Genomic DNA, 24255 nt, shown 5'->3' on the forward strand with positions numbered 1-24255 from the left:
CTGGCGCGGTCACCGCCTGCGTGCCGGCGCTGAGACGGAGTTTTCTTCTGCCACACCGCAGTAAGGGTCCCGCGGGGACAGTCCGTATGCGGCGCGGAAGGCGCGGCTGAAACTCGACATGTCGGAGAATCCGTGCCGGCGCGCGACACTGGCGATGGTCACCGTCGCGTCGCTCCGGCCCAGCTCGTGGCGCGCGGCTTCCAACCGCCGGGTACGGATGTACTCGGCCAGGCTGATGTTGGCGTCGGCGCACGTTTTGTACAGATGCCGCACCGAGACGAAGTGTGCCGCGGCGATGCGTTCGGCGTTGAGCTCCGGATCACGCAGATGTCGAGACACGTAGTCCAGAATCCGGACGACCAGCGTGTTGGCGAGGGGTTCGGCCGCGCGCTCTGCATAGCCCAACTGGGTCGTGATCACCGCGCGAAGCAGTTCGATGCTCGGGTGCGCGACGAGATCGCCGTTGACCGCGGTGAACAGGCTCGGATCGGCGGCCACACGCCGGAGGTGATCGAAGGTCAACGTGGCCAGCGGATGCTCAGGGATAAGCGGCACGGCGCACGCTTTGCGGATCAGTTCAGTCGGCAAAGCGAGCGCGGAGTGGGGGATCTGGAAGAACTCCCCGCCCATGCCCTCGGCGTTGAGCAGTGTGTAGGGGGCGCTGGAGTCGTACAGCGCCATCGCACCGGGGTGCAGAACCGCCTCCCTGTCCTCCTGCACCACCATCGCGGTACCGGCGAGCTGCAGATTGACGAAGACCGTGGGCTCGGCGCCATCGCGCGCCAGCGCTGGTGTCCGGACCACCCTGTTGGCGGTCGTCTCTCCGACACAGACGGTCAGGTCACCGAGCGGAGTGACCAGCCCATGAGCGGTCGCGCCCGGGCCGTCTTCCACCCAATGCCACTCGACGGACACCATGGCCGCGCCCATGGCCCAATGCATGTAATCGGAGCGTTCCACCGGGTCGACGGCGTCGGTATCGAGGACGATGGCCATGGGGAAGACTTCCTTTCACCTGGCAGGTGAGCGCTCCCGTTGCGTGATCGCAATCCTAAAACCGGACCCGCGAGGCCGCCAAGCGTCGGGCCAGGCGCCGTCGCACGCGTCGCCCGCCGCGGTGTCCCCGGCATTCCGCTAACACGGAATGCCGCTCCTCGGAGCCCGTGGCCCGATGGTGTTCGGCGTGCCGTCGAGGAGAACTGGTCAATCACCGATCGATTCCAGCCAGGAGCGATTAACCAAACGCGAGCGCTTCTACCATCGCCTTCAAGAGTCCGGAAGGCCTCCGTAGCAGCCTTCTACCGTGGAGGGGGACAGCGATGCCCACGTTCAACCACAACATGTTCGACCACGCGGATGTCCGGATCCATTACGTGACCGTGGGCACCCCGCCGAGTCACGGTGGCGACGATCGGGCCTTGGTGCTGCTGCACGGCTGGCCCCAAACCTGGTGGGAATGGCGCCATGTCATGGGGCCCTTGCACGAGGACGGCTGGTTTGTCGTCGCTCCCGACTACCGAGGCGCCGGGGGGTCATCCAAGCCCGCCGGCGGTTACGACAAACAAACCATGGCAGGCGACATCAAGGCCCTGCTCGACCATCTCGGTGTGCAGCAGCCCATCACCTTGGTAGGCCACGACCTCGGGCTGATGGTCGCCTACGCCTACGCCTGCCTGTACTCGACCGGCGTCGAACGTCTTGTGCTCATGGAGGCGCCGATCCCGGGGACCAATGCGTATGAGAGCGTGGCCACCACCAACTACAGCTCAAATAGACTCTGGCACTTTCACCTACACGGCGCGGCCGACAACGTCGCCGAGACTCTGATCGCTGGCAGCGAATTCCCTTATCTACGTTCGTTCTACCAGCGCCTGAGCGCCAATCCCGACGCGATCTCGATATCGGACGCGCAGCGGTACGTGGCTGACTACACGGCCCCCGGAGCCATGCGTGCGGGCCTTGAACTGTTCCGCGCCTTCGAGCAGGACGCGTCCGACAACCGACGCATTCTGGCGGAGCAGGGCAAGCTCACGCTGCCAGTTCTCGGACTCGGCGGGACCGCGAGCTTCTTCGTACCGATCGCCGAGGCCATGCTCTCGGAGGTCGCCGACAACGTCACGGTCCGGCCAATCCAAGATTCGGGACACTGGATCGCCGAGGAACAACCCGAGACGCTCCTGTCGTGCCTGCGCGAATTCATCGAGACAACCGGCGGTACGAAGGGACGCGCGGCATGATCATCTTGAATGTCTTCTTCGACGTGGCGCAAGCGCACGAAGCCGAGTTTCTGAAGCTGTTGAACCACATGGTGGTCGAGTCCAACAAGGAAGACGGCTGCAGCCTGTATCAACTGTGGCGCAACGCCCATGATCCTTACAGCTACGTCCTCGTCGAACATTGGGCCTCGCAAGAGAGCCTTAACGCCCATGGCAAGACGTCACATTGGATCGACTTCAACGACACCGTCAACGGATACTTGAAGTCCGATTACGAGGAACACCACTACACCGAGATCCCGCGCTGAGCCCTGGGCCGCGAGCGCGGGTGGAGACCGCTACAGCGCATACAGCGCCGGCAGATTGACGACGATCGCCTCCTGGCTGCTGCGGGCAATGACCAACTCCGCCGGCGTGTTTGGATCGGGGTTCTCCTCACGGTGGGGCAGATGTGGGGGTACGAAGACGTAATCGCCGGGATCGGTCCGGACCCGAACCTCGCGCTCCCCGTCGAAGAACACAAACTCCGGATGGCCGCTGCGGACGTAGATCATCGTCTCGGAATCACCGTGGTGGTGGTTGGCCGAGGCGCTGCCCGGCGACGCCAAGGTTTCTCCCATCCACAGCTTCTCGCTACCCACCGTGGATCCACTCAACGCGGCGAAGCGCTGCATGCCGTCCGTCTGCGCTGTGGTGCCATCAAGTTCGGTTGACTTGACGTGGCGGACGCGATTGCGCGGTACATGCTGCTGGGCATTGGGGGTGAAGTCGGGATGAAAACCGTCGGGGCCGGTCATGCAGTCGAGCGTAGACCTCCGGAGCGGTTCAACAATCGCTCCGCCCGGGACGAATTCGAGACAATCAGCGATCAAATCAGGTCATTGTCAACGCATTTGCGGTGGAGACCGCGACGGACGGCGCCAAGCGGCGGTCGACCTTCGCTGTCAGCCGTTCACCGCCTGCTCGCGCGCCCACCGGTAATCCGCCTTGCCCGACGGGCTGCGCTCGATTGCCGCCCGGAACACGATCGCCTTGGGCAGCTTGTAGCGGGCCAGCGATTGCCCGGCGTGGGCGACCAACTCCTCGGCGTCCGCATGAGCGCCCTCGGCCAGCGCGACGACGGCGACGACCTCCTGCCCCCACCGCTCGCTGGGCCGTCCGGCGACGACCACGTCGGCCACCGCGGGGTGCGACGCGATCGCGGTCTCGACCTCCTCGACGAAGATCTTCTCACCGCCGGAGTTGATCGTCACCGAATCGCGGCCCAGCAGCTCGATCTTGCCATCGGCTTGGTGACGGGCCCGGTCGCCGGGAATCGCGTATCGCACTCCGTCGATGACCGGAAATGTCTTGGCGGTCTTGGCGGCATCGCCCTTGTAGCCCAGTGGGACGTAACCGCGTTGCGCCAGCCAGCCCATGCCGTCGTGGCCGGGCGCCAGGATGGTGGCCAAATCCTCGGCCGCCACGAACGTGTCCGGTCCGGCGTTGAAAGTGCCCGTAGACACCGCCCCGGAAGTGGACATGTGGTGCATCTGCGCGCCGGTTTCGGAGGACCCGACACCGTCGACCACGATGGCGTTCGGCAGGACTTCGATCAACCGTTGCTTGACGAACGGGGTGAGCAACGCGCCCCCATTGGCCACCACGGCCAGCGACGACACGTCGGCGATCCCCTTCTCGATGGCGGCGACCAACGGGCGGGCCATCGCGTCACCGACCACCGTCACCACGCTCACGCGCTCGCGCTCGATGGTGCGGACCACCTCGTCGGCGTCGAGACGATCGACGACCGAGGGGAAGACGACAGACTGCCCGGTGGTGATGGCCGTCATCACGCTCCACTGGGCCGCGCCGTGCATCAGCGGGGGCAGGATCATCAACTTGGTGCCGGGGCCCGCCAGCACGCCGGCCGCGATCTCCTCGACGGACCCGAACGGCTCGCCGGTCATCAGGTTGCGGCCGCCGAAAGAGGTCATGAAGATGTCGTGCTGGCGCCACAGCACGCCCTTGGGCATTCCCGTCGTCCCGCCGGTGTACAGGACGTAGAGGTCGTCCGGTGAATTCTGCACCGGTGGCGGTTCGGGTGCGCAGGACGCGAGGGCGCTCTCGTAATCCACTGCGCCGTAAATCAAGTCGTTGCCGGAGTCGTCGGCGATCTGAATCAGAACCCGCAGCTGCGGGAGGTCCGGCAGGATTTCGGCCACCCGTGGCGCGAACGCGGCATGGTAGATCAGCGCGGTCGCCCCCGAATCCGCCAACAGATACTGCAGCTCGCTCTTGACGTATCGGAAGTTGACGTTGAACGGGGCGACTCTGGCCTGGAAGGAGCCCAGCAACGCCTCGACGAATTCGTTTCCGTTGTAGGCGTAGATGCCGAGGAGGTCCTGGCCGGTCTCGTGGCCCGGCAGGCCGGCGCGTTCGGTGTGGCACCCGAGCCCGCGGGAATGCAGGTAAGCGGCGAGGCGGTGGGACCGCTCGATCACCTGTGAATAGCTGTACCGCCGTTCACCCTGAATCAGCAGCTCCCGGTCGGGAATCGCGGCCGCAACGGCCGCCGCGACGGCGGGGACGGTGAATTGTGTTGCTGTGTCGGACATCAGGCCTCTCATGGCTGGTGGGGGAGGAGGCGGACCATCAGGCCGTTGGCCTCGGTGAGCAGCGTGCCATCAGCGGCCGTCATCGTAGCGGAGATGAAGATCTTCCTGCCCTCGATGTCGGTGATGCTGCCGTGGGCGCTCAGCGGCTCGTCGATCGGCGTGATGTTTCGGTAGTCGACATGCAGGTACGCGGTCCGGGTGGGGGGAGTGCCGGCGGTGGAGACCACCATCCCGAACAGCCAGTCGTAGAACAGCGGGATCATGCCGCCGTGCACGGCGTTGTTTCCGCCGACATGCGCGCGGGTGAAGTGGCCCGCCATCGTGACGCCATCCGGACCGGATTCTGAGATCGTCCAGGGTGGCAAGAGCGGGTGGCCGAGGCCGGGGAGTTCGATGACGCGGCCCGCCGGCGCCATGCCTTCGGGCACCTGGTGGCCGTCCAGCAGGGCGCAGGCGTCTTCGACGAGCCGGGCCGCGGCGGTCCATGCCGCGGCGTCCGGGTTGCTGGCGAGGGTCAGATCCTGCAGGCGGCGCGTCGCGGCGACGAATCGGCCCAGCCCGGGGGGCGCGTGTTCGGCCGGCTTGATGTCGGGGAATCCGCCGCGAACCCCGGGTGCGGTGTCGGTCATCGCCGCGTCCACACGCTGAGCAACTCGTCGGTGGTGGTGATGGTCGCGAGCAGCGACAGTGTGTTGGCGATGATGGCCTCTCCGTATTCGGTGGGTATGCCGGCAACGGCGTCCCGGGGAACGATGACGCGATAGGCGGCATTGACCGCGTCCATCACGACGTTGGGGATGGCGATGTTCAGCGACACCCCGACGACGACGATGGTCGACACCCCGAGATTCCGCAGGATCGCGTCCAGGTCGGTGCCGCCCATCGGCCCGACGCCGTGCCAGCGGCTGAGCACCAGATCGCTTGGCTCCGGCCCTAATTCGGGTAACACGGCCGCCCCCGGGGTGCCCGGGGCGATGTCGACCTGGCCGTGCCCCATGGCGAAAATCTTGGCGTTGTGGTTGGAGCCCAGCCCGTCGGGGCGTCGTTGCACCAGGCAGTGCACGACGCGTACCCCGGCCGCCCGGGCCGCCGGCAGCAGCCGGACGATATTGGGCAGCGCGACCCGGCGTGCCTCCTGCGCCAGCATCGCCAAACCGGCGTCGGGGCCGATGACCGCCCCCTGGCACTCCTGCGTGACGATCGCGGTGCGCGCGGGCGCCGCGATGTCGGCGAGTTTCGGTGTCATGCCGGCACTTCGTAGAACTGTCTGGCCCATTTCCGCAGTGCCATATACCCTTTCGCGTCGGCCTTGGACAACGCCGGGTTCTCCACGTACTTCTGGTAGCGCCAGATCTGCAGATCGTCGAACACGGTGGACAGGAACTGCTTTTTGATGATGTCGCGCAGCTTGCCCTGCGGTACGTCGGCGGTGTCGCCGGGGACCCGTGGCCACCAGATCGAGTAGAACAGGTCCGAACACTCGTCGTCGACCGGCGTGCAGGTGAAGATCAGCCGATGGTTCTGCGCCCCCTCGAAGACGCTGATCGCCCCGCCCAGGCCGAACAGGTGGCTGTGGAACCGCAGCGCCAGGTCGTCGGGGTCGTCGCTGCGCGCGTCGGGCCACCCGGCCACGAACTGCCACTCGTGATCCACGATCTTCCAGTCCAGCACCCTCGGGGTCACCGTGGCGTGGTGCACGTATTCGAAATGGGCGCTGTCGGGGGCGTTCTCCGCGACGATCTGCGGATGCACCGGTTCGCGCTCGGTGCGCCGGGAGAACTCCGGATACGCGCGGTAGTAGGCCGCCGGGTCGGTCTCGAACTGCGGAAATTTTCCGAAGATGTCCGGCATCTCCCACTGCGGCTCCTTGCCGTCGGGCTGGTGCCAGATGAACACGCAGTCGTGTTGCTCGCACACCGGGTACACCCGCAGCCGCAGGGCGCGGTTTGGGCGGTCCGGTTGGTAGGGGATGTACCGGTTGGTGCCGTCCGGACCCCAGCGCCAGCCGTGGAAGGGACACTCGACGCAGTCGCCGAGCACCTTGCCGCCGTGGCCGATGTGGGCGCCGAGGTGTTTGCAGTGCCCTTCGAGGACATGCAGCTCGCCGGATTCGTCGCGGTAGGCGACCAGGTCCTCACCGAAGTACTTCAGCGGCCGCACCTCGCCGACGGGGAACTCGGGGGACCACCCGACCATGAACCACCCGGTGACCTTCCAGGTGAAGGGGACTTTCACGCTGCAGCCTCCGATTGCCTGATACTAAGTCCGTTACAGTATAGATTTCAGCAGTCCGGTCCGTGCACGGCAAGGAGTGAAGTGACTGAAGCGGCTGACATCCGGGTCGACGTCGTCGTCATCGGCGCCGGCGTCTCCGACCGCACGCCATGTCGAAGGTGACGCGCGGACTGGGGCTCGCCAAGGAGGCGACCCGCGAGCTCGGCATGCTGCTACCCCGGACGGTGGCCGGCCTGAACGAATCGACCGGCTGGGCTCCGGTGTCGCCGCGAGGCGTGCGGCAGTTCGGCGAGGTCATGTTGGACGAGCTTGTGCTGAGCGGCTTTTCACTACTCGGCGGCGGCCCGGCGGCGATGCGGCCGCTGTCCGGCTGCACGGCGGCGGCCGAGGAGTTGTCGGCCCTGGGCATCGACCGTGCGCACGGGGAACCGGTGCCGCTGCGCGCAACCTCCGTGCGGCGGCGACGCGTCGGTAATTTGGCCTACGAGCGGCTGGCGTTCGAGCACGATCCGGCGTTGCCGCCAACGTTGCAGGCCGAAGGCCTGGGCGGGCCGGCCAGGGCGGTGGTGCACCTGTGCCGGCACGCTGATGGCCCAAGACCGTGGCTCATCTGGGTGCACGGCGCCGGTCAGGGTGGCACGGAAGACCTGCTGTTGACCCGCATCGGCCGGATACATCGCCAATTGGGTTTCAACGTCGCATTGCCGGTGCAGCCCGGTCACGGCTGCCGGCGCCGGGAATGGCCCGCGTACCCCGACATGGACCCCCTGGGCAACGTCGCCGGCATGATGCGCTCGGTGTCGGAGATCCGAGCGCTGGTGCGCTGGGCACAACCGCAGGCGAGCGCCGTTGTGGTGGCCGGTGTTTCGATGGGCACTCCGGTCGCGGCGCTGGTGTCGCACCTGGAGAGGCAGGTCGACGCGGTGGCGCTGTATACGCCGATCCTGGGGCTGAACGCGATGATCGCGCGGCACTTGGGGCGCTGGGGGTCGTCGCGGGACGAATTCCGCGACCTGCTGGCCTCTCCGGAGGTGGCGAAGCTGACCTCGGTGATCGACCCGTTGCGGGTGGATCCGGCACCGCCGCCGCATCGCCGGCTCATCGTCGGCGCGTGGCACGACCGGATGGCGATGCGCGATCCCACGGTCGAATTGCAGGAGCGCTGGGGTGGCCGGCTGTACTGGTATGACGGCAGCCACGTCGGGCACATCTTCTCCCGGCGGGTGCAGAAGGTGACCGAGGGGTTCCTGCGCGAGGTGGCCGGCTGATGGGGGCTCCGCGCTCGGCACGTGAGGTGGTCGAGCTCTACAACCTGGTCGTCTGGAACGAGCAGAACCTGACCCTGGCCGAAGAACTGTTCGCCGACAAGGTGATTCGGCACGGGGTGGGTGAGGCGCACACACTCACCCGCGAACAGGCGGTCAGCCGGGTGAGGGACGTCTGGGCGATGTTCGACACGTTGCGCTTCGATCTGAACGTCGTCGCCGCCGGCGACGACGGCCAGCACGTGGCCATCGTCTACGACTCGTCGATGACTACCAAGGACGGCACCATAACCAACGTCGCCAGCATCGAGGTGTTCCGCGTCGTCGACGGAAAGATCACCGAGGTCTGGAATTGCGGCTACCAGCAAGGAGTTTGGAGTTGAATGAGCGCACTCTCGATGAGTTGGGCTACTACCTGCTGGCGGGTGCCGGCGGAGAGGGGCCGGCGACGCTGATCGACGAGGCCCGCCGCGGCGAGGAGCTCGGCTTCGGCACCGCGTTCATCTCCGAACGCTGGAACGTCAAAGAGGCGTCATCCCTGACGGGGGCCGCGTGCGCCGTGACGACCCGGATGCAGATCGCCACCGCGGCAACCAATCACAACACCCGCCACCCGCTGATCACCGGGTCGTGGGCCACCACCATGCACCGGCTCTCCGGCGGGCGCTTCACGCTGGGGATCGGCCGGGGCATCGCGGCGATCTATGGGGCCTTCGGCATACCGGCGGTCACGACCGCGCAGATGGAGGACTGGGCCCAGGTCATGCGCCGCCTGTGGCATGGCGAACTGATCTTCAACCACGACGGACCGATGGGCAAGTACCCGATCCTGTTCCTCGACCCTGACTTCAACGAGGACATCCGGTTGGCGCTGGTGGCTTTCGGGCCCAACACCCTCGACCTCGGGGGCCGGGTGTTCGACGACGTCATCCTGCACACCTACTTCACGCCCGAGACGCTGCAACGCTGCGTCAAGACCGTCAAGTCCGCGGCGGAGAAGGCCGGCCGCGATCCGGACAGCGTGCGGGTGTGGTCGTGCTTCGCCACGGTGGGTGATCACCTGCCCGAGGAGCTGCGGCTCAAGAAGACTGTCGCGCGTCTGGCCACCTATCTGCAGGGCTACGGCGACCTGATGGTGCGGACGAACGAGTGGGATCCGGCTGTGCTGCAACGCTTCCGGGAAGACCCCGTGGTGACGTCGATCGCGGGCGGGATCGACCACAAGGCCACGGCCGAGCAGATCGAGCACATCGCGACGCTGATCCCGGACGAATGGCTGGAGCCGTCGGCCACCGGTTCGGCCCGGCAATGCGCGGACCGTGTTCGCAAGGAATTCGACTACGGGGCCGACGCGGTGATCATGCACGGCGCCACGCCGGAGGAGCTCGAGCCTGTCGTCAGCGCGTACCGGGCGGTGGATTAGCTCCGCGAGGGTGCGCAGTTGTACGCCGATTGCGGCGTGTCGCCGTACCAACACGCACGCTCGCGACAGAACCTCAGGGCAGGATGACGGTCCGGCTGACCGGCTCCGCCGCGGCCTGTCGGCTGGACAGCCCGCGAAGCAGTGCACCGAGTAGGGCATCACGGGTCTCGCGGGGATCGATGAGTTCGTCGAATCCCAGATGTTCGGCCGAGCGATACGACGCCTGCAACTCGGCGTCACGCAGCTTCGCGGTGATGTCCTCGCCGGCATGGGTCGCCCGGCCCAGCGCGGCCGCGCTCATCGCGCCCATGGTCGCCCCGGGGTAGGCGAACGTCGCGCTCTGGTGGTCAAAACCGAGCAGCGACATGACCATCGAGCCGAATCCGTATGCCTTGCGCAGGGTGACGTGCAACTTGACCGTGGTTGCCGCCGTCTGCGCGGCGAACATCCGCGCACCGGCGCGCAGCACCCCGCTGCGTTCGGACCGACTGCCGGGCAGCATGCCGGGGTTGTCGGCAAGGAAGACGATGGGCAGGTGGAACGAGTCGGCCACCATGATGAAGTGCGCCGCCTTGTCCGCCGCGTCGGCGTCGATGGAGCCCGCGAGCACGTTGGGCTGATTGGCGACGACCGCGACCGGGTGGCCACCGAGATGGGCCAGCGCGCAGATGATCGCCTTGCCGTACCGCGGCTGCACCTCGAACCAGTCGGGCCGGTCGAAGACCACGTCGAGCACGGCGCGCATGTCGTAGACGCGGCGGTTGTCGCGCGAGACGATGTCGAGCAGTTCGGGCGTCGCGCGCTGCTCGCCGGCCTCGTCGGGCGGTAGCTGCGCCGGGTAGGACCACGCGCTCGGCGGGAAATACGACAGGTACCGCCGAATGTCGGCGATCACGGCCTCGTCGTCTTCGGCGACGTTGTGGATCACCCCGCTCGGCACGGCGGTGCCGGGCCCGCCGAGATCCTCCTTCGAGATCTCCTCTCCGGTGGACTCTTTGACGACCGGCGGGCCGGCGGTGAAGATCGCGCCCTGCGCGCTCATGATCCGGAAGTCGCAGACCGGGGCGACGAGCGCGCCGTGTCCGGCCGAGGGGCCGAGCACGGCGGCGACGGTCGGCACCCGGCCCGAGCACTGCGCCTGCGCGAGCAGGTCGGTGGGGGCGCGGCCGTAATGTCCACCGCCAGGTCGGAAGCCCGCGCCTTCCAGCAACATCACCAGGGGAACCTTGTCGCGCAGCGCGAGTTCGGCGATGCGGTAGCGCTTGGAGTTGCCGCCCGGTCCGATGCTGCCGGCCATGGTGGTGAAGTCCTCCGAGCCCAGCATCACCGGCGAACCGTTGATCAACCCGGAGCCGACGACCAGCCCGTCGGCCGCGATCTCGCCGCCGACCAGCGTCCCGATTTCTCGGAACGTCCCCGGGTCGAGGAGGCGCTCGATGCGCGCCCGGGCGTCGAGCTTGCCCTTGCCGCGGTGCTTGTCGAGCCGTTCGGTACCACCCATGCCCCACGCACGCTCACGGCGCCGCCCGAGATCGTCGAGCGTTTCTCCCCAGTCCTGGGCTTTCGACATGCCTCTGTCCTACCTCATGCAAGTTTCGTCTGGTGAGCGGATCTGCAGGGTCACATACTGGATTGCTTACTGTAAAGTTACCCGCATGGCCGACGCCGCCCGACTCAAGGTCGACGGGGGCATCCCCAATCAACTCGCTCGCGCGGCCGACGCGGCGGTCGCCCTGGAACGGCAGGGCTACGACGGCGGATGGACGCCCGAAACCAGCCACGACCCATTCCTGCCGCTGCTGCTGGCCGCCGAGCACACGAAGCGGCTGGAAATCGGGACCAACATCGCCGTGGCGTTCGCCCGCAACCCGATGATCGTCGCCAACATCGGTTGGGATCTGCAGGCGTATTCGAAAGGCCGGTTCATCCTCGGGCTGGGCACTCAAATTCAGCCCCACATCGAAAAGCGGTTCAGCATGCCGTGGAGCCACCCGGCCCGGCGCATGCGGGAGTTCGTCTCGGCGCTGCACGCGATCTGGGACGCCTGGCGCGACGGCGGCAAGCTGCGTTTCGAGGGCGAGTTCTACACCCACAAGATCATGACGCCGATGTTCACCCCCGAGCCGCAGCCCTATCCGATGCCGAAGGTGTTCGTCGCCGCGGTCGGTGAGGTGATGACAGAGATGTGCGGCGAGGTCGCCGACGGACACCTGGGCCACCCGATGGTGTCCAAGCGCTACATCACCGAGGTCACCGCGCCCGCGCTGTTACGCGGCCTGCGGCGGGCCGGCCGCCGGCGCGGCGACGTCGAGTTGTCGGCCGAGGTGCTGGTGGCCACCGGCGAGAGCGACGCCGAGCTGCAGACCGCGACGGCCGCGGTGCGCAAGCAGATCGCCTTCTACGGGTCGACGCCGGCCTACCGCAAGGTTCTCGAGCTGCACGGCTGGGGCGACCTGCACGCCGAGTTGAACCGGCTGTCCAAGCAGGGGGAGTGGGACGCGATGGCCAAGCTGATCGACGACGAAATGCTGGCGACCTTCGCGGTCGTCGGGCCGGTCGACGAGGTCGGCGCCGCGCTGCGAGACCGCTGTGAGGGTGTCGTCGACCGCGTCCTGCCGATCTTCATGACCGCTTCGCAAACCTGTATCACCGCCGCGATGAAGGAGTTTCGCCAGTGAGCACCACGACGATGGACGACGCCGGGAAGTTGTTGGCCGATCCACTGGCGTACACCTACGAGGAGCGGCTGCACGCGGCGCTGGCTCACCTGCGCGCCAACGCGCCGGTGTCGTGGGTCGAGGTGCCGGACTATAAACCGTTCTGGGCGATCACCAAGCACGCCGACATCATGGACATCGAGCGCGAGAACATGTTGTTCACCAACTGGCCGCGCCCGGTGCTGACCACCGCCGAGGGCGACGAGATGCAGGCGGCCGCGGGCGTGCGCACGCTGATCCACCTCGACGATCCGCAGCACCGGGTGGTACGCGCGATCGGATCCGACTGGTTCCGGCCAAAGGCGATGCGGGCGTTGAAGGTTCGGGTCGACGAGCTCGCCAAGATCTATGTCGACAAGATGATGGCCGCGGGTCCCGAGTGTGACTTCGTCCAGGAGGTGGCGGTCAATTACCCGCTGTTCGTGATCATGTCACTGCTGGGCCTGCCGGAGGCCGACTTCCCCCGGATGCTCAAGCTCACCCAGGAATTGTTCGGCAGCGACGACTCCGAATTCAAGCGCGGCAGCTCCAACGAGGACCAGCTGCCTGCGTTGTTCGACATGTTCCAGTACTTCAACGGGGTCACCGAGGCGCGCCGCGAACACCCGACCGACGATCTCGCCTCCGCGATCGCCAACGCCCGCGTCGACGGGGAACCGCTGTCGGACATCGACACGGTGTCCTATTACCTGATCGTGGCCACCGCCGGTCACGACACCACCAGCGCGACCATTTCCGGTGGGCTGCAAGCACTCATCGAAAACCCCGACCAGCTCGAGCGGCTGCAGGCGAATCTCGACCTGATGCCATTGGCCACCGAGGAGATGATCCGCTGGGTCACGCCCGTCAAGGAATTCATGCGCACCGCCAACGCGGACACCACCGTGCGCGGAGTGCCGATCGCCGCGGGCGATTCCGTGCTGCTGTCCTATGTGTCGGCCAATCGCGACGAGGACGTGTTCACCGACCCGTTCCGCTTCGATGTCGGGCGCGACCCCAACAAGCACCTGGCCTTCGGGTACGGCGTGCACTTCTGCATGGGCGCGGCCCTGGCCCGTATGGAGGTCAACAGCTTCTTCACCGAGCTACTGCCGAGGCTCAAATCCATTGAGCTGATCGGTGATCCGGAGTTGGTCGCCACCACCTTCGTGGGCGGCCTGAAGCACCTGCCGGTGCGGTACTCGCTGGCCTGACTTTCCCAGCTCTATTCGCGGCAGACAGCCATCAGCGCTGAATGGCCCTCGCGTCGATGAGCGCCCCGCTTATCGCGTGATCGCTACACTCCGGCGTGGAGGTCTCGCAATGACGCGCAGGACGATTGTCATCACGGGTGCCAGTGACGGCATCGGTGCCGCTGCGGCTCGTCGCCTCAGTCGCACCGGCGCCCGGATCGTCGTGGTGGGCCGCTCCCAAACCAAGACCGCCGCGGTGGCCACCGAATTGGGCGCGGACTACTTCGTCGTCGACTACGCCGACCTATCCCAGGTGCGGGCGCTGGCGGACAATTTGCGTTCGCAGCACCCGCGCATCGACGTTTTGCTCAACAATGCGGGCAGGATGGCCAGCAAGATCGAGCTGACGTCGGACGGCTACGAACGCACCTATCAGGTCAACTACCTGGCGCCGTTCCTGTTGACCACCCGATTGCTGGATGTGCTGCTGGAGTCCCGCGCCACGGTCGTCAACACGACCAGCTCGTCGCACAAGCTGGTCTTCCGTGCCACCGTCGACGACCTGGAGAACACCGCCAGCCGCCGCCCCGCCGCTGCCTACGCGTTCTCGAAGTTCGCAATCGTGTTGTTCACCAAGGAATTACATCGGCGCTACCATGACGCCGGTCTTTCCGTCGCGGCCGTGCATCCCGGCAACGTCAACTCCAACATCGGCATTGCCTCGGGTTCGCGATTTCTCGTGTTCATGCAGCGGTACACCCCGGCGGTGCTCTTCATCTCGAGCCCGGACCAGGGCGCCGACCAGTTGGTGCGGCTGGCGTCGAGCGCGCCCGTATCGGAGTGGACGCCCGGCGCCTACTACGCCAAGCGCAAGATCGCCAAGACCAGTCGCCTGGCAAACGACCCGCGATTGGCCGCCCAGCTGTGGGAGCGCACCGCGGCCAGGCTCGGCTGACGATTCCGCGCGCGGGTGATCTTCGATACTCATTAGTATCTAACCGATACTGACGGGTATGCTACTGCACATGTCGCCCGTCAAACCGCATCGCACCCGCCCCACCCGCGGCGAGGTTCGCGACCGGATCCTGGACGCGGCGTCGAAGGTGTTCGCCGCCGAGGGTTTCGCCGGTGCCACCATCGACGCGATCGGTCAGGCCGCGGGCTTCACCAAGGGCGCGGTCTACTCCAACTTCGAGTCGAAGGACGAGCTGTTCCTGAGCCTGCTCGACCGCGAGTTCGAGCTGCGCGGCGAGCAGATCGCGATAGCGCTCGACCGCAGCGACGGCGACACCGCCGCGGCCGCGCGTGAGGTGAGCCGGTCGGTGCTCGACTCGGTCCGCGACCATTCCGACTACTACGTGCTGCTCGTCGAGTACTGGCTGCGCGCCCAGCGCGATCCGCAGCTTCGGGGGCGCCTGATCGAGCGCCGTCGCGCCGCTGCCGACCAGGCGCTGCACATCGTCGAATCGACCGACACCGTGCCGGGCGACCGGCGGCTGACCGACATCGCCCAGCTCGTCGTCACCCTCAACCTGGGCGTCGCGATGGAAGAGGTGCTGCGTCCCGGAACCATCAACCCCGATCTGCTCGCGCAACTGATCACCGCACTGCTGAAATCGATTCCGGTTTGAAGGAGATCAGGGAAAGTCACACCATGGATGTCAAAGACGAACCGGACGACATCGCACCGGTGATCACCGCCGCCGGATTGGGGGTCGACGGTGAGCACGGACCGCTGTTCTCGGGGGTCGACCTGGCCCTGACGCCGGGGTTCCACGCCATTCAGATGCCCGGGGGCCCGGGTCAGACAACGCTGTTGTTGACGATCGCGGGACGCTTCAAGGCCAGTCACGGCTCGTTGAGCGTGCTCGGCGAAACGACGCCGCGCGCGATCCGCCGCCGGTGCGCGATAGCGGCCTTCGACGACATCGATGAACTCGAAGAGTCGGTGACCGTGGCGACCGTACTCGCCGAGCAACGCCGGTGGCTGGCGCCGTGGTATTCGCTGGTGCCGCCGCAAGCCGGTCAGGCCGGGCTGACGGAGGTCTTCGGCGACATGCCCCCGCCGTCTTCGGACACCTACATCGTCGAATTGTCCGACCTGGAACTGTTTTTGCTGCGGATCACGCTCGCGCTGCTGTCGAATCGTCCGATTCTGGTGGTCGGCGACCTCGAGCAAGTGCGCGACAACTCCCGGCGAGCGATCGCGGTGGAACGGCTCGGCGTGATCGCCCAGCAGCGCACGGTCGTCGTCGGAGTCACCAACCCGCTCGGCACCGACGCACCCGAGCACGAGCTTCACGATCGCCGCGTCCTGACCGGAGGAGATTGACGATGTTGGCTGGACTTGCATTCGGCTCGGAGATCAAGCGTTTCGGTCGCAGCCGTTTGACGCGCGTGGCGATCGTGGTGCTGATGCTGCTGCCGCTGGTGTACGGGGCGCTGTACCTGTGGGCGTTCTGGGATCCCTTCGGCCACACCAACAAAATGCCGGTGGCCCTGGTCAATTCCGACCGCGGCGCCGTCGTCTCCGGCGAGCAGTTCAACGCCGGCGAGGAGATCGCCAAGAGCCTGACCGCGGACGGCGGGTTGGACTGGCACGTCGTGGACCTGGCCGAAGCGCGCAACGGAGTCGACCACGGCAAGTACTACTTCATGGTCGAGCTGCCACCGGACTTCAGCGCGGCGATCGCGTCGCCGGTGACGGGGCAGCCCAAGAAGGCCAACCTGATCGCCGTCTACAACGACGCCAACAACTACATCTCCACCAGCATCGGCCGCACCGCCATCAGCCAGGTGCTCAACGCGGTGTCCAGCCGGATCTCCGGCCAGGCCGTCAATCACATGCTGTCCGTGGTGGTTACGTCGGGCGCGGGCATCAAGCAGGCCGCCGAGGGCGCCGCTCGACTCGACGACGGGGCCGGGCAGCTGGCCGCCGGCCTCGACACGGCCAGGTCCGGCTCGGCGCGCCTCGCCGCCGGGGCCCAGCAATTGTCCGACGGAATCAACCAGGCCACCGACCCGCTGCTCGCGGTGACCCGGGCGCTGTCACAGGTCGGCGGCGACACGCAGCAATTGCAACAGGGCGCTGCCGCGCTGCAGCAGGCCAACGACCAGATCGGCGCCATCGCCACCGCACAAGACGGTGCCGCTGACGCGCTGTCGCCGGTGATCGATCAGCTCGCCGCGCGCCAGGATCCCTTGGCGAACAACCTGCGCAGCATCCAGGATCAACTGCGTGGCCATCAGTTCACGCCGCAGATCCGCCAACGCCTCACCGACGCGCAAAACGCCGCGATCGCGATGACCTCCGCCCTGCGCACGCCCGGCAGCCCGCTGGGTTCGGCCCTCGACCAGGTCGGCAACAAGGGGCAGGAGCTGACGAACAAGCTCACGCAGCTCCGCGACGGCGCCCAGCAGCTGTCCTCCGGCAACGCCGAGTTGGCAAGCGGCATAGTCAAGCTCGATGACGGGGCGCACCAACTCAAGGCGGGATCCGCCGAGCTGGCCGGCAAGCTCGGCGAGGGGGCCAACCAGCTGCCCAACTGGACGACTCAGCAAAAGGACGCGGTCGCAGACACCATCGGTGGGCCGGTGCAGCTCGCAGCCTCGCACGAGAACGCCGCACCCAACTTCGGCACCGGCATGGCCCCGTTCTTCCTGACGCTGGCGCTGTTCTTCGGCGCATTGGTGCTGTGGATGGTGCTGCGGCCCTTGCAGAGTCGCGCGATCGCCGCGGAGGTGCTCGAAATCCGGGTGGTGCTCGCCAGCTATCTGCCCGCGGCCACGATCGCGCTGTTCCAGGCGATCGTCCTCTACTGCGTGGTCCGGTTCGCCCTCGGCATGCGTGCCGTGCACCCGGTCGCGATGCTGGGGTTCATGATCCTCATCTCCGCCGCATTCGTGGCCGCCACGCAGGCGATCAACGCGCTCGTCGGCCCAGCGGTGGGACGGGTGCTGATCATGGCCCTGCTAATGCTGCAGCTGGTCAGCGCCGGCGGCATGTACCCCGTGGAGACCACTTCGCGGCCCTTCCAGGTCCTGCACCGCTTCGACCCGATGACCTACGGCGTCAACGGGCTGCGCCAGCTCATCCTCGGTGGCATCGACGGACGGCTCTGGCAAGCGATCACCGTGCTGGTTGCGATAACGGCTGTCGCGCTGGCAATCTCATCGCTGTCCGCACGGCGAGATCGCCTGTGGAACCTCACCAGGCTGATCCCGGCGATCAAGATGTAGGCAAACGTTCCGCGTCAACAATCGACGTTGCATGATGGTGGGCAAGCTCTGCAATCGAGAGGAAGCCCATGTTAGGTGTGCATCATTCGGCGATTTGCACCTCCGATGTCGAACGGTCGCTCCGATTCTGGTGCGAAGGCCTGGGACTGAGCCAGTTGATGGATTACGACTTCGTCGGCGATTGGCCGGAACTGTTCGGGGCCGGGAGCGATCGGCTGCGATCGGTGTTTCTCGGCGATCCGCAGACATCGGGCAGCGGGTTTGTCGAACTGGTGGAGGTGGCCGGCGCCCTTGAGGCACTGCCGGATTCGACCGCGTTACGGCACGGGTTCATGTTGCTCTCACTGCAGCGTGAAGTCGACGAAACGCTCGCCGCTTTGGCTGCATTGGGTTTCACCGACGGCGTGCGGCGCATCGATGTCGTGGCCCCGGACGGAAGGACCGTCGCGATGGCGGTGATCGAAGCGCCGGACGGGGTACTCGTTGAGCTGATCGGGCGGGCGAAATGAGCATCGCGCTGGTCACGGGCGGTGCGTCCGGAATCGGGCGTGAAGTTGCCGGACGGTTGCGCGATGCGGCTCACGACGTCGTCGTGTGGGATCTCGCCGATGCGGACATCGTCTGTGACGTCAGCGATCCCGACGCCGTGTCGGCCGCGATGGAACAATCGGTGAGCGAGCATGGCGCGCCCACCCGGATCGTCGCCTGCGCCGGGGTCGGTGCTTCGGGGCTGTTGCTCGAACAGTCGCCCGCGGAATGGAACCGGGTGTTGGGCGTCAACCTCACCGGCACCTGGCTGACGATCCGTGCCGGGGCGCAAGCGATGGTCGACGCCGGGGTTTGCGGCTCGATCGTCGCGGTTTCCAGTATCAGTGGCACCGTCGCCGACCGGGACATGGGCGCCTACTGCGTGTCGAAGGCCGGGGTGGACATGTTGGTGAAGGTCGCCGCCGTGGAATGGGGCGTGCACGGCATCCGGGTGAATGCCGTCGGGCCGGGCGTCACACGCACACCGATGCTGGCCAAGCCCGAACAACTCCCCGGCTGGGTGGAGGCACTGTCCGAACGCACGGCGCTCGGCCGGCTGGGGGAGGCAGACGACGTGGCCGGGGCGATCGTGGGCCTCCTCGAGTTGCCCTGGGTGACAGGACAAATCGTGCACGCCGACGGCGGCCTGGCCCTACACAGTCCGATTGACGCCTACGGCCAAGTGCAGCGATTGATGCGTCGGCGGTGATTCACCCGACTCCGTAATCGATGATGCCCCGGATGATCTTGCCGTTGCGGAGGTCGTCGTAGGCGTCGTTGATCTCGTCGAGGCGATAGCGGCGGGTGATCATTTCGTCGAGCTGAAGCTGCCCGGTCTGATAGAGCCGGGCGAGGCGGGAGATGTCGGCCCTCGGGTTGCACGATCCGAATATCGTTCCGGCCAGCGTCTTGTTCATCAGGATGAAGTCCTGCAGGTCGATCTTGACCGACCGCGTGAGCTGTGACGTCATTCCGGTGAGCACGCACGTCCCGCCCTTGCGGGTGAGCTGCAGCGCGTCGCGGACGTCGGCGGCGGTGATCAGCGAAGGCGAGACCACGACGGCGTCGGCCATGACGCCGTAGGTCAAGTCCCGCACCATGTCCTGCGCCTCGGCGATCGTGGCCGCGCTGTGGGTGGCCCCGAACTGCAGCGCCGATTTCTGCTTGAACTCCACCGGGTCCACGGCGACGATCTGAGCGGCGCCGCTGATCCGCGCGCCCTGGATCGCGCCAGTCCCGATCCCGCCCGCACCGATGACCACGACGGTGTCCCCGCCGCGTACACCGGCACGGTTGGCGGCCGAACCATAACCGGTCGGAATGGCGCATGACAGCAACGCGCTCGGAGCCAGCGGCAGGGTCGGCTCGATTTTCACCAGCGAATTCGTCGACACCACAGTGTGTTCGGCGAATGCCCCGACCTTCGCCAGATGCCCCAGTGGCCGGCCGTCGGCGGTGTGATGACGGAAGGTGCCGTCGGTGGGCATCCCCGGGGTGAGGGTGAAAGCGCCGACGTCGCAGATGTACTCCATGCCGGTCGCGCACCAGCGGCACTGCCCGCACACCGCGACGAACGACATCACCACGTGGTCGCCGGGCGCGAAATCCGTTACCCCCTCGCCTACTTGCCGCACGATGCCCGAGCCCTCGTGGCCGCCGATCGTGGGAAACATCGTCGGCAGGCCGAGCGATCGCATCACCTCGTTGGGCGCCGACATGTCGCCTTTGAGGATGTGGTCGTCGGAGTGGCACAGCCCGGCCGCCGCCATCTCGACCAGCACTTCGCCGGCCCGGGGTGGGTCGAGCTCGAATTCCTCGACCGACCACGGCCCGCCGACGTCGTGGAGGAGCGCTCCTCTAGTTTTCAAGCGGCCTCCTCATGCGACCGGGGAGAAGGTGACCGGAAGCTTGTTGGGGGAGCGGAAGGTGAGCCCGACGATCTTGGACTCCTGGCCGGTCCCGTCGTCGGCCACGAAGGTCAGATCCTTGACGCGATCGAACAGGCTGTTCAGCATCACCTGCGTCTCGAGGCGGGCGAGATGCATGCCGAGGCACATGTGGATGCCGCCGGCGAATGCGATGTGCGCCTGGCGCGGCCGGCGGATGTCGAAGGTATTCGGGTCGGTCCAGCGGCTCTCGTCGCGGTTGGCCGATCCCATGCACATGTCGATCTGCGCGTCGGCCGGGATTGTCTTGCCGCCGATCTCGACCTCTTCGGTCGTGGTCCGCATGACCATGGTCAGCGGGGTTTCATAGCGCAGGCCCTCCTCGATCGCCATCGGGATCAGCGATCGGTCCCGGTAGACGAGCGCCAGCTGCTCCGGGTGGGTCAGCAACAAGTAGAGCAGGTTGCCCGACGAGCGGTAGGTGGTCTCCAGCCCGGCAGGCAGCAGCAGCCGCAGGAACGCGATGATGGCCTCGTCGGAAAGCTTCTCGCCGTCGATCTCGGCGGCCACCAGGTCCCCGATGATGTCATCGGTGCGTTTGCGCCGCCGCTGCTCGACCTGATCGAGGAAGTAGCCGTGCAACTCCGCTGCGGCGTTGAGCCCGGCCACGATGTCGGTCGGGATGGAGATGAGGTCGAGGGACAACCGCCGGAAGAGGTCGAGGTCCTCAGGGGGCAGGCCGAGGAGCGTGGAGATGATCCGGGTGGGGAACTCGAACGTCACCGCCTTGACGAGGTCCGCCTGGCCGTCGTTCTTGATTTCGTCGACCAGTTGGTCGCATACCGGCCCGATGACCGACGGTTCCCAGCGTTCCAGCGCGGTGGCGCGGAAGGCCTTGGCCACCAGGTTGCGGTGGTCGTGGTGTTCCTTGCCGCCCATCGCCAGGATGGTGTGGCCCATCACCAAACCGATCGTCTCGTCGTACTTGTGGGAGCTGAAGATCCGGTCGTCGCGGAAGGCCTGAAACAGGGGGTCGTAACCGAACAGCACCCACTCGTCTTTCGGTCGCAGCTCTTCCGGCATCTGCGAGTGGTCGGCCAGGGCGCCGTGCCAAACCGGGTCCGTATGCCTCATGTACTCGAAGAACGGGTACGGGCTGGTTTCACCGGTGAAGTCGAGCGTGACGGGCTGGTTGGCGGGGTCGGTGCTGAGCGTCATTCAGCGCTCCTCCTGAGCAGCCGGTAAGCGGATTGGTACGCTGGGAATTTAGCTATCATAGTATAAATAGCAAGTAAGCCCAACGGGCTTGTCGTGGTTACCGTAACGGGCACAGTATTGATGCTGCGTGGCGTCGAAGGCGGTGATGCAAATGCCGGAGCGACGATTCGTGTGCGCACTGGACGACCTGCCGCCCGGCCAGATGAAGCTGGTCGACGTCGGCAAGTTCGGCGTCGGCGTGTACAACGTGCGGGGCGAGCTGTACGCGATCGTCAATTACTGCTCGCACGAGGGCGCCCCGCTTTGCCTGGGTCTGATCGGTGGCACCAATGAGTTCGCCCCGGACGAACCCGGCGGCCTGCGCCGTGTCCGCGACGGTCAAATTGTCCGATGCCCTTGGCACAACTGGGAATTCGACATCACCACCGGACAAAACCTCGCCGATCCGACGCGCCGCGTCCGTACCTACCCGGTTGACGTCACCGACGGGGAGGTGTTCTTGACCGCATGAGCCCCATGATCATCGACGCCAACGTGCAACCGCATTTCCGCTACAACGCGGAGATACGGCGCTATCTACCTGCCGCTCACCAGTTGCGGTCGATTCCCGACGTCGAACAGCAGTGGTACCAAGCGCCCGGCGGCGACTACCGGCAAGACCTCTACGGTGACCACTACCCGGGATCGGATCCCGAGACCGTCAGCCGGCACCTCTTCGAGCGCGGTGTCGAGTACGCCATCCTCAACCCGCTGACCCGGGGCAACATCGCCGACTACCTGCTCAACAGCCGCATCTGTGCTGCGGTCAACGATTGGCTGCTCGACCGCTGGCTCGAGCCCGACCCCGCGGATCGGTTCCGGGGCACCATCCGCGTCAACCCGGAAGACCCCAGGGGCGCCGTCGCGGAGATCGAGCGGTTGGCCGACCACCCCAAGCTGGTACAGGTCGGCGTCCCGATGCAGTCGCGCGAACCGTACGGCAAACCGATGTTCGAGCCGATCTGGGAGGCCGCCGCCGCCCATGGGCTGCCGGTGGCGGTGCACATCAACGGCGGCAACGGCGTCGACTATCCGCCCACCTTCGCCGGACACGCCCACACCTATCCGGGCTATGCGGCGTTCATGCCGCTGAACTACTTCGTGCACCTGGCCACCCTCATCGTCGAGGGCGTGTTCGGCAGGCATCCCGGCCTCAAGTTCGTCTTCGCCGACGGCGGCTACGACATCCTCACCCCGTTGATCTGGCGGCTCGACACCTTCTGGGTTTCGATGCGGGATCAGACCCCGTGGGTGGACCGCTACCCGAGCGAATACCTGCCCGGCCACGTTCGGTTCTGCTCCTCGGCGTTCGACGGGCCGACCGATGCCACCGACACGCAGCGCTGGATTGAATTCACCGGGAAGTCCGACCTGCTGATGTATGGGTCGGCCTACCCCCACTGGTCCACCTCGCCACCCGAGAGCGTTGCCGACGGCCTCGACGCCGCGCAGCGAGACAAGGTGCTGTGGCGCAACGCCAGCGAGCTCTACGGATTGAAGGAGCGTGTCCGATGACGACGATCGAGCGGATCGACTCCGCAACGGGTCGAGAAGACGAAATAGCGGTCACCATCGTCGACACCGATGTGCACCCGCTGCCCGTCTCGACCGAGGTGCTCAAGTCATACGCGGCGGCCGAATGGGTGGACAAGATCTGGCCGACCGGCAACGCGGTCGCCCCGGTGCCGCATTTCTACGACACACCCGATTCGTACAAGACGATGTCGCTGCGACTGGACGCCGCCCCGCCCGACGGGGGCGTCGCGGGCAGCGACCCGGAATTCGCCGCCAAGCAGCTGCTGCTCGATGCCGGTGTCAGCATCGCGACCCTCGAGCCGATGTGCGACGCCCAGCTGCCGCAAGCCGAACACGCGCTGAAGTCCGCCTACAACGACTGGCTCGCCGACGTCTGGCTCGACAAGAACAACCGGCACGGCCGTTGGCGCGGATCGATCAGCGTCAGCGCGCAGACGCCCGAGCGCGCGGCGCGCGAGGTCGAGCGCTGGGCGGGCCACCCGTACATGGCCCAGGTGCTGATGACGCCCCAGACTCGTGGGATCCCCTTCGGCAACCCGCATTTCGACCCGCTGTACGAAGCCGCGGCCCGCAACGGATTCCCGGTGGCGACGCACCTGATGGGGCAGACGCCCTTCGAACTGATCCCGCTGTATCCGGTTGGCAATCCGGCACATTGGCACGACTTCTTCGCCTCCTGGCCGCTGCTGTACGTCTCGCACCTGATGAGCCTGGTGTTCGACGGCGCGTTCGACCGTCACCCCGACCTGCGGGTGGTGTTCGTCGAAGGCGGCTTCACCTGGGCCATGCCGGTCATGTCGCGGATGGACCGCATCTGGGAGGCCCGCCGCGGCGACCTGCCACACGTGCGCCGGCGCCCGTCGGATTATGTGCGCGAACATGTTCGGTTCACCACCCAGCCGCTGGAAGACACCGACACCGTGCAGTTCCGCGAGTACCTCGAGATGATGGACATGGGCGACAACCTGATGTTCTCGACGGACTACCCACACTGGAGCTACGACGCGCCGTCCTACGCGATCAACCGATTCCCGGCCGACCAGCGCGAGCGGATCATGCGCGGCAACGCGACCGCCCTCTATGGGCTGCCGGCGACGGTCAAGGCGCTTCCCGGGGAACGCTGAGTCGGGGCCCATGGCCGGGGCTCCGGCGACAAGCGCCTCGTCTTTCACCACACCTGATCA

The 24255-nt window shown here is 66.5% G+C and carries 25 protein-coding genes; 16 read left to right on the forward strand and 9 right to left on the reverse strand.

Translation table 11 applies throughout. The features are described from left to right. Positions 1-9 precede the first annotated feature (9 nt). A complete protein-coding gene (locus A5701_RS24625; protein WP_067760441.1) occupies positions 10-996 on the reverse strand; it encodes a helix-turn-helix domain-containing protein in 987 nt (328 codons plus the stop codon). A 323-nt stretch (positions 997-1319) separates the two neighbouring features. Here A5701_RS24625 and A5701_RS24630 point away from each other — a divergent pair, with 323 nt between their 5' ends. Continuing rightward, on the forward strand, positions 1320-2237 hold the full coding sequence (locus A5701_RS24630) for an alpha/beta fold hydrolase (protein WP_067760442.1): 918 nt from the start codon (positions 1320-1322) through the stop codon (positions 2235-2237). Beyond that, a complete protein-coding gene (locus A5701_RS24635) occupies positions 2234-2524 on the forward strand; it encodes a putative quinol monooxygenase (RefSeq protein WP_067760444.1) in 291 nt (96 codons plus the stop codon). The genes A5701_RS24630 and A5701_RS24635 overlap by 4 nt, the downstream gene beginning before the upstream one ends. A 30-nt stretch (positions 2525-2554) precedes the next feature. On the opposite strand, the gene A5701_RS24640 is transcribed toward A5701_RS24635, so the two are convergent. From A5701_RS24640 to A5701_RS24660, 5 genes are all read right to left on the reverse strand, one after another. Beyond that, positions 2555-3013: a cupin domain-containing protein gene (locus A5701_RS24640; protein WP_067760446.1), complete on the reverse strand. Its 459-nt coding sequence runs from the start codon at positions 3011-3013 to the stop codon at positions 2555-2557. A 147-nt stretch (positions 3014-3160) separates the two neighbouring features. Continuing rightward, positions 3161-4813, reverse strand: coding sequence for an acyl-CoA synthetase (locus A5701_RS24645; RefSeq protein WP_067760448.1), 1653 nt, complete (start codon positions 4811-4813; stop codon positions 3161-3163). A gap of 8 nt (positions 4814-4821) precedes the next feature. After that, the gene (locus tag A5701_RS24650) at positions 4822-5442 is read right to left on the reverse strand and encodes a PaaI family thioesterase (RefSeq protein ID WP_067760586.1); all 621 of its coding nucleotides are present in this window, start codon (positions 5440-5442) and stop codon (positions 4822-4824) included. Further along, positions 5439-6059, reverse strand: coding sequence for a cysteine hydrolase (locus A5701_RS24655; RefSeq protein WP_067760450.1), 621 nt, complete (start codon positions 6057-6059; stop codon positions 5439-5441). The genes A5701_RS24650 and A5701_RS24655 overlap by 4 nt, the downstream gene beginning before the upstream one ends. Then, on the reverse strand, positions 6056-7048 hold the full coding sequence (locus tag A5701_RS24660) for a Rieske 2Fe-2S domain-containing protein (RefSeq protein WP_067760452.1): 993 nt from the start codon (positions 7046-7048) through the stop codon (positions 6056-6058). Before A5701_RS24660 ends, A5701_RS24655 begins: the two co-directional genes overlap by 4 nt. Positions 7049-7197: 149 nt before the next feature. On the opposite strand from A5701_RS24660, the gene A5701_RS24665 reads away from it, so the two are divergent. Genes A5701_RS24665 through A5701_RS24675 form a run of 3 tightly spaced genes read left to right on the forward strand, consistent with a single transcriptional unit; the run spans position 7198 to position 9736 of the window. Next, the gene (locus tag A5701_RS24665; protein WP_067760454.1) at positions 7198-8316 is read left to right on the forward strand and encodes a PHB depolymerase family esterase; all 1119 of its coding nucleotides are present in this window, start codon (positions 7198-7200) and stop codon (positions 8314-8316) included. Beyond that, a complete protein-coding gene (locus tag A5701_RS24670) occupies positions 8316-8696 on the forward strand; it encodes a nuclear transport factor 2 family protein (protein ID WP_067760456.1) in 381 nt (126 codons plus the stop codon). The genes A5701_RS24665 and A5701_RS24670 overlap by 1 nt, the downstream gene beginning before the upstream one ends. Then, positions 8693-9736 carry a TIGR03857 family LLM class F420-dependent oxidoreductase gene (locus A5701_RS24675; protein WP_067760458.1) on the forward strand — a complete coding sequence of 348 codons (1044 nt, stop codon included), beginning with the start codon at positions 8693-8695 and terminating at the stop codon, positions 9734-9736. The genes A5701_RS24670 and A5701_RS24675 overlap by 4 nt, the downstream gene beginning before the upstream one ends. Before the next feature lie 73 nt (positions 9737-9809). Here A5701_RS24675 and A5701_RS24680 read toward each other — a convergent pair whose 3' ends face one another. Further along, the gene (locus A5701_RS24680; protein WP_067760459.1) at positions 9810-11306 is read right to left on the reverse strand and encodes an acyl-CoA carboxylase subunit beta; all 1497 of its coding nucleotides are present in this window, start codon (positions 11304-11306) and stop codon (positions 9810-9812) included. Between the two features lie 85 nt (positions 11307-11391). On the opposite strand from A5701_RS24680, the gene A5701_RS24685 reads away from it, so the two are divergent. From A5701_RS24685 to A5701_RS24720, 8 genes are all read left to right on the forward strand, one after another. After that, the gene (locus tag A5701_RS24685) at positions 11392-12414 is read left to right on the forward strand and encodes an LLM class F420-dependent oxidoreductase (RefSeq protein WP_067760461.1); all 1023 of its coding nucleotides are present in this window, start codon (positions 11392-11394) and stop codon (positions 12412-12414) included. Positions 12415-12425: 11 nt separating this feature from the next. Beyond that, entirely contained in the window at positions 12426-13646 is a 1221-nt protein-coding gene (locus A5701_RS24690) for a cytochrome P450 (RefSeq protein WP_067760588.1), read from the forward strand. 109 nt (positions 13647-13755) lie between these two features. Then, a complete protein-coding gene (locus tag A5701_RS24695; protein ID WP_067760464.1) occupies positions 13756-14580 on the forward strand; it encodes an SDR family NAD(P)-dependent oxidoreductase in 825 nt (274 codons plus the stop codon). Between the two features lie 58 nt (positions 14581-14638). Then, on the forward strand, positions 14639-15256 hold the full coding sequence (locus A5701_RS24700; RefSeq protein ID WP_067760466.1) for a TetR/AcrR family transcriptional regulator: 618 nt from the start codon (positions 14639-14641) through the stop codon (positions 15254-15256). A 23-nt stretch (positions 15257-15279) separates the two neighbouring features. After that, on the forward strand, positions 15280-15957 hold the full coding sequence (locus A5701_RS24705; protein WP_067760468.1) for a hypothetical protein: 678 nt from the start codon (positions 15280-15282) through the stop codon (positions 15955-15957). A 2-nt stretch (positions 15958-15959) separates the two neighbouring features. Next, entirely contained in the window at positions 15960-17864 is a 1905-nt protein-coding gene (locus A5701_RS24710; protein ID WP_067760470.1) for a YhgE/Pip domain-containing protein, read from the forward strand. 68 nt (positions 17865-17932) lie between these two features. Next, positions 17933-18373, forward strand: coding sequence for a VOC family protein (locus tag A5701_RS24715; protein ID WP_082954804.1), 441 nt, complete (start codon positions 17933-17935; stop codon positions 18371-18373). After that, positions 18370-19101 (forward strand): SDR family NAD(P)-dependent oxidoreductase, encoded by a 732-nt coding sequence (locus tag A5701_RS24720; RefSeq protein ID WP_067760474.1) that lies wholly within the window; start codon positions 18370-18372, stop codon positions 19099-19101. The genes A5701_RS24715 and A5701_RS24720 overlap by 4 nt, the downstream gene beginning before the upstream one ends. A gap of 1 nt (position 19102) precedes the next feature. On the opposite strand, the gene A5701_RS24725 is transcribed toward A5701_RS24720, so the two are convergent. Both A5701_RS24725 and A5701_RS24730 read right to left on the reverse strand, forming a co-directional pair. Next, a complete protein-coding gene (locus A5701_RS24725) occupies positions 19103-20260 on the reverse strand; it encodes a Zn-dependent alcohol dehydrogenase (RefSeq protein ID WP_067760476.1) in 1158 nt (385 codons plus the stop codon). A 9-nt stretch (positions 20261-20269) separates the two neighbouring features. Beyond that, positions 20270-21496: a cytochrome P450 gene (locus A5701_RS24730; protein WP_067760478.1), complete on the reverse strand. Its 1227-nt coding sequence runs from the start codon at positions 21494-21496 to the stop codon at positions 20270-20272. 127 nt (positions 21497-21623) lie between these two features. Between A5701_RS24730 and A5701_RS24735 the strand changes: the two genes are divergently transcribed. Genes A5701_RS24735 through A5701_RS24745 form a run of 3 tightly spaced genes read left to right on the forward strand, consistent with a single transcriptional unit; the run spans position 21624 to position 24195 of the window. Further along, on the forward strand, positions 21624-22007 hold the full coding sequence (locus A5701_RS24735; protein WP_369807447.1) for a Rieske (2Fe-2S) protein: 384 nt from the start codon (positions 21624-21626) through the stop codon (positions 22005-22007). 5 nt (positions 22008-22012) lie between these two features. After that, positions 22013-23050, forward strand: coding sequence for an amidohydrolase family protein (locus tag A5701_RS24740; RefSeq protein ID WP_067760480.1), 1038 nt, complete (start codon positions 22013-22015; stop codon positions 23048-23050). Further along, entirely contained in the window at positions 23047-24195 is a 1149-nt protein-coding gene (locus A5701_RS24745; RefSeq protein WP_067760482.1) for an amidohydrolase family protein, read from the forward strand. The genes A5701_RS24740 and A5701_RS24745 overlap by 4 nt, the downstream gene beginning before the upstream one ends. The last annotated feature ends 60 nt before the right edge of the window (positions 24196-24255 follow it).

It is taken from the genome of Mycobacterium sp. E3305, assembly GCF_001666785.1.
Taxonomy (GTDB): domain Bacteria; phylum Actinomycetota; class Actinomycetes; order Mycobacteriales; family Mycobacteriaceae; genus Mycobacterium.